This window comes from Streptomyces sp. NPDC042364, from assembly GCF_056437585.1.
Genome location: NZ_JBWKAJ010000031.1, coordinates 33,360 through 45,923, shown reverse-complemented (window position 1 = coordinate 45,923; position 12,564 = coordinate 33,360). Strand labels below are relative to the sequence as shown.

Annotated in this window: 11 protein-coding genes; 8 read left to right on the top strand and 3 right to left on the bottom strand. The window is 69.4% G+C overall.

What is annotated here, in order from left to right:
* Positions 1-7 precede the first annotated feature (7 nt).
* Positions 8-1,147: an ABC transporter ATP-binding protein gene (locus AC067N_RS36645; protein ID WP_478683273.1), complete on the top strand. Its 1,140-nt coding sequence runs from the start codon at positions 8-10 to the stop codon at positions 1,145-1,147.
* Between the two features lie 190 nt (positions 1,148-1,337).
* On the opposite strand, the gene AC067N_RS36640 is transcribed toward AC067N_RS36645, so the two are convergent.
* The gene (locus AC067N_RS36640) at positions 1,338-2,117 is read right to left on the bottom strand and encodes a hypothetical protein (protein WP_478683272.1); all 780 of its coding nucleotides are present in this window, start codon (positions 2,115-2,117) and stop codon (positions 1,338-1,340) included.
* A gap of 29 nt (positions 2,118-2,146) precedes the next feature.
* Entirely contained in the window at positions 2,147-2,686 is a 540-nt protein-coding gene (locus tag AC067N_RS36635) for a SigE family RNA polymerase sigma factor (RefSeq protein ID WP_478683271.1), read from the bottom strand.
* Between the two features lie 345 nt (positions 2,687-3,031).
* On the opposite strand from AC067N_RS36635, the gene AC067N_RS36630 reads away from it, so the two are divergent.
* The 5 genes from AC067N_RS36630 to AC067N_RS36610 are packed head-to-tail and all read left to right on the top strand — an operon-like array spanning position 3,032 to position 8,728.
* Positions 3,032-4,675 (top strand): peptide ABC transporter substrate-binding protein, encoded by a 1,644-nt coding sequence (locus AC067N_RS36630; protein ID WP_478683270.1) that lies wholly within the window; start codon positions 3,032-3,034, stop codon positions 4,673-4,675.
* 49 nt (positions 4,676-4,724) lie between these two features.
* Positions 4,725-5,648, top strand: a complete 924-nt coding sequence (locus AC067N_RS36625) for an ABC transporter permease (RefSeq protein ID WP_478683269.1) — start codon at positions 4,725-4,727, stop codon at positions 5,646-5,648.
* Positions 5,641-6,645, top strand: coding sequence for an ABC transporter permease (locus tag AC067N_RS36620; protein WP_478683268.1), 1,005 nt, complete (start codon positions 5,641-5,643; stop codon positions 6,643-6,645). Before AC067N_RS36625 ends, AC067N_RS36620 begins: the two co-directional genes overlap by 8 nt.
* A 9-nt stretch (positions 6,646-6,654) precedes the next feature.
* Positions 6,655-7,674 (top strand): ABC transporter ATP-binding protein, encoded by a 1,020-nt coding sequence (locus AC067N_RS36615; RefSeq protein ID WP_478683267.1) that lies wholly within the window; start codon positions 6,655-6,657, stop codon positions 7,672-7,674.
* Positions 7,631-8,728, top strand: coding sequence for an ABC transporter ATP-binding protein (locus tag AC067N_RS36610; RefSeq protein ID WP_478683266.1), 1,098 nt, complete (start codon positions 7,631-7,633; stop codon positions 8,726-8,728). The genes AC067N_RS36615 and AC067N_RS36610 overlap by 44 nt, the downstream gene beginning before the upstream one ends.
* A 165-nt stretch (positions 8,729-8,893) precedes the next feature.
* Here AC067N_RS36610 and AC067N_RS36605 read toward each other — a convergent pair whose 3' ends face one another.
* The gene (locus AC067N_RS36605; protein WP_478683265.1) at positions 8,894-11,014 is read right to left on the bottom strand and encodes a prolyl oligopeptidase family serine peptidase; all 2,121 of its coding nucleotides are present in this window, start codon (positions 11,012-11,014) and stop codon (positions 8,894-8,896) included.
* Positions 11,015-11,239: 225 nt separating this feature from the next.
* Here AC067N_RS36605 and AC067N_RS36600 point away from each other — a divergent pair, with 225 nt between their 5' ends.
* Together AC067N_RS36600 and mshB are read left to right on the top strand one after the other, a co-directional pair.
* Positions 11,240-11,434 (top strand): hypothetical protein, encoded by a 195-nt coding sequence (locus AC067N_RS36600; RefSeq protein ID WP_005480627.1) that lies wholly within the window; start codon positions 11,240-11,242, stop codon positions 11,432-11,434.
* A 95-nt stretch (positions 11,435-11,529) separates the two neighbouring features.
* Entirely contained in the window at positions 11,530-12,462 is a 933-nt protein-coding gene (gene mshB / locus AC067N_RS36595) for an N-acetyl-1-D-myo-inositol-2-amino-2-deoxy-alpha-D-glucopyranoside deacetylase (protein WP_478683264.1), read from the top strand.
* The last annotated feature ends 102 nt before the right edge of the window (positions 12,463-12,564 follow it).

Here is a 12,564-nt window from a genome sequence, read left to right as displayed (position 1 = left end):
CCGAGACATGAGCGACAACCTCACCCTCCCCGCACAGCAGGGCCCCGTCGACACCGCCAGGGAACCCCTCCTCGAGGTCAAGGGGCTGACCAAGCACTTCCCGATCTACGGTGGCTTCCCGATCAAACGGAAGGTCGGCGCCGTCCAGGCGGTCGACGGCGTCGATCTGACCGTCGGCGTCGGCGAGAGCGTGGGCCTGGTCGGCGAGTCCGGCTGCGGCAAGTCGACCACCGGCCGGCTCATCACGCGCCTTCTGGAGCCCACCGGCGGCTCCGTCACCTACGCGGGCCAGGACATCACGCACGCCTCGCGCAGGCAGCTCGCCCCCGTACGGTCCGAGATCCAGATGATCTTCCAGGACCCGTACTCCTCGCTCAACCCGCGGCAGACGGTCGGCACGATCATCAAGGCGCCGATGGAGGTCAACGGGATCGAGCCGGAGGGCGGCCGGGAGAAGAAGGTCCGTGAGCTGCTGGAGCTCGTGGGCCTCAACCCGGAGCACTACAACCGCTTCCCGCACGAGTTCTCCGGCGGTCAGCGGCAGCGCATCGGCGTGGCCCGGGCCCTCGCCCTCAACCCGAAGCTGATCGTCGCCGACGAGCCGGTCTCCGCGCTGGACGTGTCCATCCAGGCGCAGGTGGTGAACCTGCTGCAGAAGGTGCAGCAGGAACTGGGCATCGCCTTCGTGTTCATCGCCCACGACCTCGCGATCGTGCGGCACTTCTCGCAGCGTGTCGCGGTGATGTACCTCGGCAAGGTGGTCGAGGTCGGCGACCGGGACTCGATCTACAACCGTCCCCGGCACCCCTACACCCACGCCCTGCTCTCGGCCGTCCCCGAGGTCACGGTGGAGGGCGAGGAGGGCAACGGCAAGGAGCGGATCCGGCTCTACGGTGACGTTCCCTCGCCGATCTCGCCGCCGTCCGGCTGCCGCTTCCGCACCCGGTGCTGGAAGGCGCAGGACAAGTGCGCCACGGAGGAGCCGCCGCTGGTGCAGCTCTCCGGGAACCGCGACGGCCATCTGACGGCCTGCCACTTCCCGGAGGAGCCGACGACGGAGGCCCGCGCCGAGGACGTCGTGCTCGACCCGGCGCTGAAGGCGCTGGAGCAGGAAGCCGAGACGGGGAAGAAGCTCGGCAAGGACTGACAACTGGTTGACCGGGAGTCCGGGCGCGGAGTCGGAGAACTCTGCGCCCGGACTTTCGTTGTCAGCGGGCCTGAAGGCACGAAAGGGGTCGCGGAGCGTGGGGCGACGCGCAGCAGTCGGGGGCGACGCGCAGAGTCGGCCATCGGCTTGAGACCGCCTCGGAGCCGAGGGCCCCGGAACTCCCATCCTGCTACTCAGTGACGTCCGCCGACAGGTATGCCTTGCCCTTCGGCGCCAGGCACACGAACCAGTCCACGGGGGACCCCGCGGCCGACCGGATCCCGGGTTCCCCGCCGACAGCGCCCCGCCCTGCGGTGGCTCGCCGGACTTCGGTGGCCGTGCCGTCCTTCCAGGTGCAGGTGACGCGCTGGGCAGTCCTGGCCACGTGGCCGATGACCAGGTGGAAAGGACTCTCGGGACCTTCCAGCTCGAAGGAGAAGGACTGGATGTCGGTGCCAGACTGGGTGGACTCCTCTGTGAACACGTCCAACACCGTGATGTTGCTCTTGCCCCCCACGCTCCGCCACACGAAGAACGCCTTCTTGCCGATCAGTTCGGCCGGCCGGTCAACTCCGGGGTTCTCCTTGCTCTCTTTCATCGCCGCCAACTGGGCACGGGCCTCCGCCTCGTCGCGCGGTGCATCCCACACGTCGATGAACACCTGCCATTGCTCGCCCTGGACGGTTCCGCTCCCCAGCACGGTCCGACGGGCGGAGTTCACGTTCCGCTCCTCGGGCGTCGGCGCCTGTGTCGCCACCGGTGCGCCTCGCCTCCCGTCTCCTTCCTGCGGCCCCGTCACCGCGAGCGACGCCGTTGTGCCCGCGAGCACCAGGGCCGCGGCTGCCGCCACCGCCCAGCGGCGGGTTCTGAGGCGTCGGCCGTTGCGAAGCATCACGTGGACCGGGGCCATCCCGATCTCGACCTCGTCCGCGGCGTCCGCCAGAAGGAGGGAGATGTCCCTGTGGGTCATGTCGTGGTTCTCCTGCCCGCCCGCGTTCATCACTTCCGCCCTTCGCTCGTCAACGCTTCATCCAGGCCTGGCACAGCACGTAGCTTCGCGATTCCCTTGGCCGAGTTGCTCTTCACCGCTCCCACCGAGCAGCCCATGGCTTGCGCCGTCTGCGTTTCGGTCAGGTCCTCCCAGTAGCGGAGGACCACCGCCTGCCGCTGGCGTGGCGGTAGTTGACCGAGTGCCTTGAGCAGCGTGCTGCGGTTGTCGGCCTGGCCGATCGGGTCGCCGGTGTCGCGCGGTTCGTGCGCGAGGTCGGAGTCGCCTTTGGCCCACAGAAACTCTTTGAGACGTCTGCGATGCCTGCGGGCATGTGCGTTGATCATCATGCGCCGTACGTACGCTTCGGGCTCATCGGCCGAGCAGACGCGGCGCCATGCCAGGTACGCCTGTTCCAGCGTGGACTGAACCAGGTCCTCCGCGGCATGTTGTTCACCGGAGAGGAGGAAGGCCGTACGCAGCAACCGCGGCCAGCAGCCGATGACGAAGCCCTGGAACTCCTCGTCCCGAGTCTTCTTCTGATCCCCCATGGGCACCTCCTTGATGACCCATAGAGTCCATGGGCGGGCAAGATCGTTGCCTCGGCCCTGAAGATTCTTCGCAGCCCCTTCGCACCGGCAGTGCCCGGCGGGTGGGCGCGCAGACATGACTCACCCCGGCCGTGGTGCGGCGAGAGGGCGTGCGGGGGCCGCGACGCCGCGGAGATCCGCCGGAAGGGCCCCGGAGGCCATGGGTGAGTACATCCGGCTGGACGCGTTCCCCCGGACGGGCCGCGTGATGTGCGTCCTGCGTGTTATCGGTCGATATTGGCCGGTAAAGGATCAGCGCGCCCGCGCTGCCCTGAGCGCACTCGCGCACGTACGAGGAGGCACCCCATGCGTGGAGCCACGCACGCCCGATGGATTGCCGGCACGGCGGTCGTCGCGCTCGCCGCGACAGGCTGTGGCGGTGGGAGCGACGACGGCGGCGGCAGCGGCGGCGGTGACAGCGGCGCGGTGCTCAGCTCCTCATGGGGTGATCCGCAGAACCCGCTGGAACCGGCCAACACCAACGAGGTGCAGGGCGGCAAGGTGCTGGACATGATCTTCCGCGGGCTGAAGCGGTACGACGCCAAGACCGGCGCGGCCGAGGACATGCTCGCCGAGAAGATCGAGACGACGGACTCGCAGAACTTCACGATCACCATCAAGGACGGCTGGACCTTCAGCAACGGCGAGAAGGTCACCGCCAAGTCGTTCGTCGACGCGTGGAACTACGGGGCGAGCCTGAAGAACAACCAGAAGAACGCGTACTTCTTCGAGTACATCCAGGGCTACGACAAGATCCACCCGGACGACGGCAGCAAGCAGTCCGCCGACACCCTCTCGGGCCTGAAGGTGGTCGACGACAGGACCTTCACCGTCGCCCTGACGCAGAAGTTCTCCACGTTCCCCGACACCCTCGGCTACAACGCCTACGTCCCGCTGCCCCAGTCGTTCTTCACCGACCACGACGCCTGGCTGGCCAAACCCGTCGGCAACGGCCCGTACGCCGTCGACTCCTACACCAAGGGCTCGCAGCTCTCCGTCCGCAAGTGGGACGACTACCCGGGCGAGGACAAGGCCCAGAACGGCGGCGTGGACCTGAAGGTCTACACGGACAACAACACCGCGTACACCGACCTGATGGCCGGCAACCTCGACCTCGTCGACGACGTCCCGGCCGCCCAGCTCAAGAACGTCAAGGCCGACCTCGGTGACCGGTACATCAACACCCCGGCCGGCATCATCCAGACGCTGTCCTTCCCGTTCTACGACGAGGCGTGGGACAAGCCCGGCGCGGAGAAGGTCCGCGAGGGCCTGTCCCGCGCGATCGACCGCGAGCAGATCACCGACACCATCTTCCAGAAGACCCGTACCCCCGCCACCGACTGGACCTCACCGGTCCTCGGCGAGGACGGCGGCTACAAGAAGGGCCTGTGCGGTGACGCCTGCGAGTACGACGCGGACGCGGCGAAGAAGCTGATCCAGGAGGGCGGCGGGCTCCCCGGCGGACAGGTCAAGATCACGTACAACGCGGACACCGGCTCCCACAAGCAGTGGGTCGACGCCGTCTGCAACTCCATCAACAACGCCCTGGACAACGACAAGGCGTGCGTCGGCAACCCGGTCGGCACCTTCGCCGACTACCGCAACCAGATCACCCAGCGGAAGATGAGCGGCCCGTTCCGCGCGGGCTGGCAGATGGACTACCCGCTCATCCAGAACTTCCTCCAGCCGCTCTACTACACCAACGCCTCCTCCAACGACGGCAAGTGGTCCAACGCCGACTTCGACAAGCTCGTCGACGAGGCCAACGCCGAGGAGGACACGGCGAAGGCCGTGGAGAAGTTCCAGCAGGCCGAGGAGGTCGTCCGGGACAACATGGCCGCCATCCCGCTCTGGTACCAGAACGGCAGCGCGGGCTACTCCGAGCGGCTGTCCAACGTGGCCCTGAACCCGTTCAGCGTGCCGGTGTACGACCAGATCAAGGTCGGCTGAGCCGCCCGGGCGGGCGCCCCGGCGCCCGCCCACTACCCCCGGAGTCCGCATGGGACGGTATGTGATCCGGCGCCTGCTGCAGATGATCCCGGTCTTCGTGGGCGCCACCCTCCTGATCTTCCTGATGGTGAACGTGATGGGCGACCCCATCGCGGGCCTGTGCGGCGACCGGGAGTGCGACCCGGCGACGGCCGCCCAGCTCCGCAGGGAGTTCGGCCTGGACAAGCCCGTGTGGCAGCAATACCTGACGTACATGGGCAACGTCTTCACCGGCGACTTCGGCACCGCGTTCAACGGGCAGGAGGTCACCGAGCTGATGGCCTCCGCCTTCCCGGTCACCATCCGGCTGACGATCGTGGCGATCCTCTTCGAGATCGTCATCGGCATCACGCTCGGTGTCGTCACCGGTCTGCGGCGCGGCCGGCCCGTCGACACGGGGGTCCTGCTGACCACCCTCGTCGTCATCTCCGTCCCCACCTTCGTCACCGGTCTGCTGCTCCAGCTGCTGCTCGGCGTGGAGTGGGGCTGGATCCGCCCGTCGGTCTCCTCCGACGCCCCCTTCGACGAGCTGATCGTCCCCGGCCTCGTCCTCGCCTCGGTCTCCCTCGCCTACGTCACCCGGCTGACCCGTACGTCGATCGCGGAGAACGCCCGTGGCGACTACGTCCGCACCGCCGTCGCGAAGGGCCTGCCCCGGCACCGGGTGATCCGCAAGCACCTGCTGCGGAACTCCCTGATCCCGGTGGTCACCTTCATCGGCACGGACATCGGCGCCCTGATGGGCGGTGCCATCGTCACCGAGCGGATCTTCAACATCCACGGCGTCGGCTACCAGCTCTACCAGGGCATCCTCCGCCAGAACACCCAGACCGTCGTCGGCTTCGTGACCGTGCTCGTGCTGGTGTTCCTCCTCGCCAACCTGCTCGTCGACCTCCTCTACGCCGTACTCGACCCGAGGATCCGCTATGCCTGAGCCGCAGCAGCCGCATGTCTCCGGCGGAGGGCGCGCCGCCGAGGACGGGGCGATCGCCGCGACCGGCATGGGCGGCGCCATGGACCTGGCGACCACCGAGGGGGAGTCACTGGAGAAGAGGCCGGGACCGGACGGCGGCGGACCGGGCGCCAAGCCCCGCAGCCTCTGGTCGGACGCCTGGCGCGATCTGCGCCGCAACCCCGTCTTCATCATCTCGGGACTCGTGATCCTCTTCCTGGTCGTCATCTCCCTGTGGCCGTCGCTGATCGCCTCCGGCAACCCCCTCAAGTGCGACCTCTCCAAGGCCCAGCAGGGCTCGCAGCCCGGACACCCGTTCGGGTTCGACGGCCAGGGGTGCGACGTGTACACGCGGACCGTGTACGGGGCGCGGATCTCGATCGCCGTCGGCGTCTGCGCCACACTCGGGGTCGCGCTCCTGGGGTCGGTGCTCGGCGGGCTCGCCGGCTTCTTCGGCGGGATCTCCGACTCGTTCCTGTCGCGGATCACCGACGTCTTCTTCGCGATCCCGGTGGTGCTCGGCGGGCTGGTGCTGCTGTCGGTGGTCACCAGCAACAGCATCTGGCCGGTGATCGGGTTCATGGTGCTGCTGGGCTGGCCGCAGATCTCCCGCATCGCCCGCGGTGCCGTCATCACCGCCAAGCAGAACGACTACGTCCAGGCCGCCCGCGCCCTCGGCGCCTCCAACTCCCGTCTGCTGCTGCGGCACATCACCCCGAACGCCGTGGCCCCGGTCATCGTCGTCGCCACCATCGCGCTCGGTACGTACATCGCCCTGGAGGCCACCCTGTCCTACCTCGGTGTCGGCCTGAAACCGCCGAGCGTCTCCTGGGGCATCGACATCTCCGCCGCCTCGCCGTACATCCGCAACGCACCGCACGCCCTGCTGTGGCCCTCCGGAGCCCTCGCGCTCACCGTCCTGGCGTTCATCATGCTCGGCGACGCGGTCCGCGACGCCCTCGACCCGAAGCTGAGGTGAGCCGTCGTCATGCTGCTCGAAGTGCGTGATCTCCGGGTGGAGTTCAGGACACGGGACGGGATCGCCAAGGCGGTCAACGGGGTCGAGTACGCGGTGGACTCGGGGCAGACACTCGCGGTGCTGGGGGAGTCCGGGTCAGGGAAGTCGGTCACCGCGCAGGCGATCATGGGGATCCTCGACATGCCGCCGGGACGGATCACCGGCGGCGAGATCCTCTTCAAGGGCCGGGACCTGCTGAAGCTGAAGGAGGACGAACGCCGGAAGGTCCGCGGCGCCGAGATGGCGATGATCTTCCAGGACGCGCTCTCCGCCCTGAACCCCGTGCTGAGCGTCGGCGACCAGCTCGGCGAGATGTTCGTCGTCCACCGGGGCATGTCGAAGAAGGACGCCCGGGCCAGGGCCGTCGAGCTGATGGACCGGGTCCGCATCCCGGCCGCGAAGGAACGCGTACGGGACTACCCCCACCAGTTCTCCGGGGGGATGCGCCAGCGCATCATGATCGCGATGGCGCTGGCCCTGGAGCCCTCCCTGATCATCGCCGACGAACCGACGACGGCCCTCGACGTCACCGTCCAGGCCCAGGTCATGGAACTCCTCGCGGAACTGCGGCGCGAGCTGGACATGGGCCTGATCCTCATCACCCACGACCTCGGCGTCGTCGCGGACGTCGCCGACCGCATCGCCGTCATGTACGCCGGCCGCATCGTGGAGTCCGCCCCCGTCCACGACATCTACAAGGCGCCGGCCCACCCGTACACCCGCGGTCTGCTCGACTCCATCCCGCGACTGCACCACAAGGGCAAGGAGCTCTACGCCATCAAGGGCCTCCCGCCCAACCTCACCGCCATCCCGCCCGGTTGCGCCTTCCACCCGCGCTGCCCGATGGCCCGCGACGTGTGCCGCACCGACGTACCGCCGCTGTACGACGTGACCCCGTCGGACGGGACCCGGGTGAGCGCCTGCCACTTCTGGAGGGAGTGCCTCGATGACCGAGTCGATGACCGAGCCGATGGCCGTACCGACGGTTGAGCCGATCCTGGAGGTCAGCGGACTGGTCAAGCACTTCCCGCTGACCCGGGGCATTCTGCTCAAGAAGCAGGTCGGCGCGGTCAAGGCCGTCGACGGGGTGGACTTCACGCTGGGCGCGGGGGAGACCCTCGGTATCGTCGGCGAGTCCGGCTGCGGCAAGTCCACGGTGGCCAAGATGCTGGTCAATCTGGAGCGGCCGACGGCCGGGACGATCAAGTACAAGGGCGAGGACATCACCAAGCTCTCCGGCAGGGCCCTGAAGGCGGTCCGCCGCAACATCCAGATGGTCTTCCAGGACCCCTACACCTCCCTCAACCCCCGGATGACCGTCGGCGACATCATCGGCGAGCCCTACGACATCCACCCCGAGGTCGCCCCCAAGGGCGACCGGCGGCGCAAGGTGCAGGAACTCCTCGACGTGGTCGGCCTCAACCCCGAGTACCTCAACCGCTATCCGCACCAGTTCTCCGGCGGCCAGCGCCAGCGCATCGGGATCGCCCGCGGGCTGGCGCTCCGCCCCGAGATCATCGTGGCCGACGAACCGGTCTCCGCGCTCGACGTGTCCGTCCAGGCCCAGGTGATCAACCTGCTGGAGCGGCTCCAGGGGGAGTTCGGGCTGAGCTACGTCTTCATCGCCCACGACCTGTCGATCGTGCGGCACATCTCCGACCGGGTGGGCGTGATGTACCTGGGCCGGATCGTCGAGATCGGCCGCGACGCCGAGATCTACGACCACCCCACCCACCCCTACACCCAGGCGCTGCTGTCCGCCGTGCCCGTCCCCGACCCCGAGGCCCGGGAACACCGCGAGCGGATCATCCTCTTCGGCGACGTGCCCTCCCCGACGAACATCCCGTCCGGGTGCCGCTTCCGCACGCGCTGCTGGAAGGCCCGCGAGAGGTGCGCGCGGGAGGTGCCGCCGCTCGCGGTACCGGAGGAGTTCCGGCACACCGCGGGCCCGGCCGCCCATGACTCCGCCTGCCACTTCGCGGAGGAGAAGCAGGTCGTACCGCCGGAGGAACCCCTGGACGATCACACCAAGGGAGCCGGATAACCACACAAACACACACCAAGTGCGTTAACACGCAGGCAACTTGGCTGACGTCGTTCCGATATACGGACGCGCGAAGCTGAACAGCGTACGGCCGTGCGGGTGCCGTAAACGGGCCGGGGCGCGCCATGTCGCCCCGGCCCGTTGCCGTGCCCGCTCCCGCCGGCGCTACGCCGGGCCCAACGACCGCTTCAGGAAGTCCACCTGGAGCAGCAGCAGGTTCTCCGCCACCTGCTCCTGCGGGGTCATGTGCGTGACCCCGGAGAGCGGCAGCACCTCGTGCGGCCGGCCGGCCGCGAGGAGCGCGGAGGACAGCCGCAGCGCGTGGGCGAAGACGACGTTGTCGTCCGCCGTGCCGTGCACGATCATCAGCGGGCGGTGCGGCAGCGCGGGCGAGGAGAGCCCGCCGTCCGCCGTCACCAGCGAACTGCGCGCGTACGCGTCCGGCCCCGCGTCCGGGTCGCCGAGGTACCGCTCCGTGTAGTGCGTGTCGTACAGCCGCCAGTCGGTCACCGGGGCGCCCGCGATACCGGCGTGGAAGACGTCCGGGCGGCGCAGGACGGCCAGGGCGGCCAGCCAGCCGCCGAACGACCAGCCGCGGATCGCCACCCGCGACAGATCCAGGGGATGCGACCGGGCGAGGTCGTGCAGCGCGTCCACCTGGTCGTCCAGGGAGAGGGTGAAGTCGCCGTCGATCGCCTTCTCCCAGGCGGGGGAGCGGCCCGGTGTGCCGCGCCCGTCGGCGACCACCACCGCGAAACCCTGGTCGGCGAACCACTGCGAGGTGAGGTGCGCGTTGTGCGCCGCCAGCACCCGGGGGCCGTGCGGACCGCCGTAGGGGTCCATGAGGACGGGGAGGGGTGTGACGCCGTCGTAGTCGCTCGGCATAAGCAGGGCGCACGGTACGCGGCGTGCGCCCCCTTGCGTGAACCGCACGCGCGGGGACAGACCGGGATCTTCCGCGCAAGTCGCCACGACCGCCACCTGCTTGCCCTCCCGCACCACCCGCACCTGGGCCCCCGCCCGGTCCGGCACGGCGGAGACGAGGACGGTCACACCGCCGGAGCGCACCGCCGAGTGCACCCCGGGCTCCTCGGAGACCCGCTCCACTCCCAGTTCGTTCACGCGGTAGACGTGCACCTCGCCGATCTCCGGCTCGGCGGCCGCCTCGCCCGCGGACGCCGAGACCAGCACATCGTCGTCGGACACGTCCAGCACCGCCCGGATGTGCAACTGCGGCCCCGTCAGCGGGCGCTCGCCCACGGCCAGCACCCGCGCGCCGCCCTCGTCCGCGACACGCACGAGCTGCCCGGACGGACTCCACGACGGCACCCCGGGGAAAAGATCCAGCCAATGTGGATCTTCGTCGGCGTGCACCATCCGGGTCGCCCCGGTGTCCGGGTCCACCGCCAGGAAAAGCTGGCTGCGCTGGTCCCGCGCCTGGACGAGAAGCAGCGGCGCACCCGCGGCTGACCAGTGCACATGCGCCAGATACGGGTAGCGTGCCCGGTCCCACACGACCTCCGTGCGCGTCCCGGAGAGGTCGGTCACGAAGAGCCGTACCTCCGCGTTGGCGGTGCCGGCCGCCGGATACGCCACCTGCCGCGGGTCCCTTTCCGGCTGCGCGGGGTCCGAGATCCACCAGCGGCGCACCGGCGTGTCGTCCACGCGCGACACGAGCAGCCGGTCCGAGTCGGGCGACCACCAGAAACCACGTGAACGGCCCATCTCCTCGGCCGCGATGAACTCCGCCAGACCGTGGGTGACGTTCGCCGCCCCCTCCTCGGTGAGCGCCCGGTCGTTGCCGCCCTCCGCCTCCACCACCCGCAGCGTGCCGCGGGTGACATACGCGACGTACCGGCCGTCGGGGGAGGGGCGTGGGTCGATCACCGGTCCCGGCACATCGAGTCCACGGGCCGTACCGGCCCGCAGTTCCGCCACGAAGAGCCGCCCTGACAAGGCGAAAGACGCCAACTCCACGGCCGCGTCGGTGGCGTAGCCGACGATTCCGGCGCCGCCCTCACGGCTGCGCTCACGGCGCGCCCGCTCCTCGGCGGACAACTCCTCGGAGGAACCGTGCAGCAGCGCCTGAGGGTCGGCCGCCACCCTCTCGGCGCCGTCCGGAAGGTCCAGTACCCACAGCTTGTTGGCCCGGTCGGTACCGGACGAGGACCGCAGGAACACGACACGGGAACCATCGGGAGCGACGGAGAACGCACGCGGCGCGCCGAGACTGAAACGCTGTGTCCGCGCGTGCCGACGGGGGAAGGACTCGGGCTCGGTCGTCATCCCCCGACCATATTGGCCATGCGCCCCCTTGTGCGGCCGTGCGCCGATCGATGCGCGCGTTTGGATAGTTATGATCACTAGCGCCGAGTGGGTATGAACCTGCTGGCTGCTGTACGGATTCACAACTGCGTCACCCGCGTCATCGTCCGGCGACATCCTCACCGTCGCCGTTCGACAACTGCTTCACTCCCCAGGTCCCAGGGAACTTTTTGGAGGTGAGCCGCCGTGGCACTCTCGATTTCGGCGGTGGTGCTGCTGGCGATCATCGTCTTCATCCTGATCAAGAAATCAGGGCTGAAGGCACCACACGCGATCATCTGCATCCTGCTCGGGTTCTACCTCGCCTCCTCGACCATCGCGCCGACGATCAGCGAGCTGACCACCAACATCGCGGGCATGATCGGCAGCATCAAGTTCTGAGACCTCACGACCGACCCCGGGCCCGCCCTCGCGCCCGTCCCCGTGACTGTCCGTGCCCCGCACGGGCACGCACCGGGGCCTCGTAGGGTGGGCCCATGACCGATCTGCCCGCTCGCCGACTGCTCCTGGTGCACGCGCACCCGGACGACGAGTCGATCAACAACGGCGCGACCATGGCCAAGTACGCGGCCGAGGGAGCGCGGGTGACGCTGGTGACCTGCACCCTCGGCGAGGAGGGCGAGGTCATCCCGCCCCACCTCGCGCATCTCGCACCCGACCGCGACGACGCCCTGGGCCCCTACCGGGTGGGTGAGCTGGCCGAGGCCATGAAGGAGCTCGGCGTCACCGACCACCGCTTCCTCGGCGGCCCCGGCCGCTACCGCGACTCCGGGATGATGGGCGTCGAGCAGAACGAGCGGCCCGGCGCCTTCTGGTCCGCCGACGTCGACGAGGCCGCCGGCCACCTCGTGGAGATCATCCGCGAGGTACGCCCCCAGGTCCTCGTGACCTACGACCCGGACGGCGGGTACGGCCACCCCGACCACATCCAGGCCCACCGCGTCGCCATGCGCGCCGCCGACCTCGGCGCCGACCCCGGCTTCCGCCCCGACCTGGGCGCCCCGTGGGAGATCGCCAAGGTCTACTGGAACCGGGTCCCGCGCGGGGTGATCGTCGAGGCCTTCGCCCGACTCCGCCGCGACCTCGCCGAGCCGGGACGGCTCCCCTTCGAGCGGGCCGCGGCCGTCGCCGATGTGCCGGGAGTGGTGGACGACCACATCGTCACCACCGAGATCGACGGAACCGGCTTCGCGGCGGCGAAGGCGGCCGCGATGCGCGCCCATGCCACCCAGGTCGAGGTCGCCGAACCCTACTTCGCCCTCTCCAACGAGCTGGCGCAGCCCCTCCTGGCCACCGAGTACTACGAGTTGGTGCGCGGCAGACGCGAAGGCGGGAGCAGGGAGAGCGACTTGTTCGAAGGGATTCCCGGCAGGTCCGTCGAGGGAGTCCGGAACGGAACGGGCCTGTGATGCGTACGACTGTGTATGACGAACGAGTGGCGTGGCCGCGCTGCCACCGAGAGGCGGGCACGCGATGAAGCCGACCCGGCCGCCCGCGGGCGGACAAGGCAG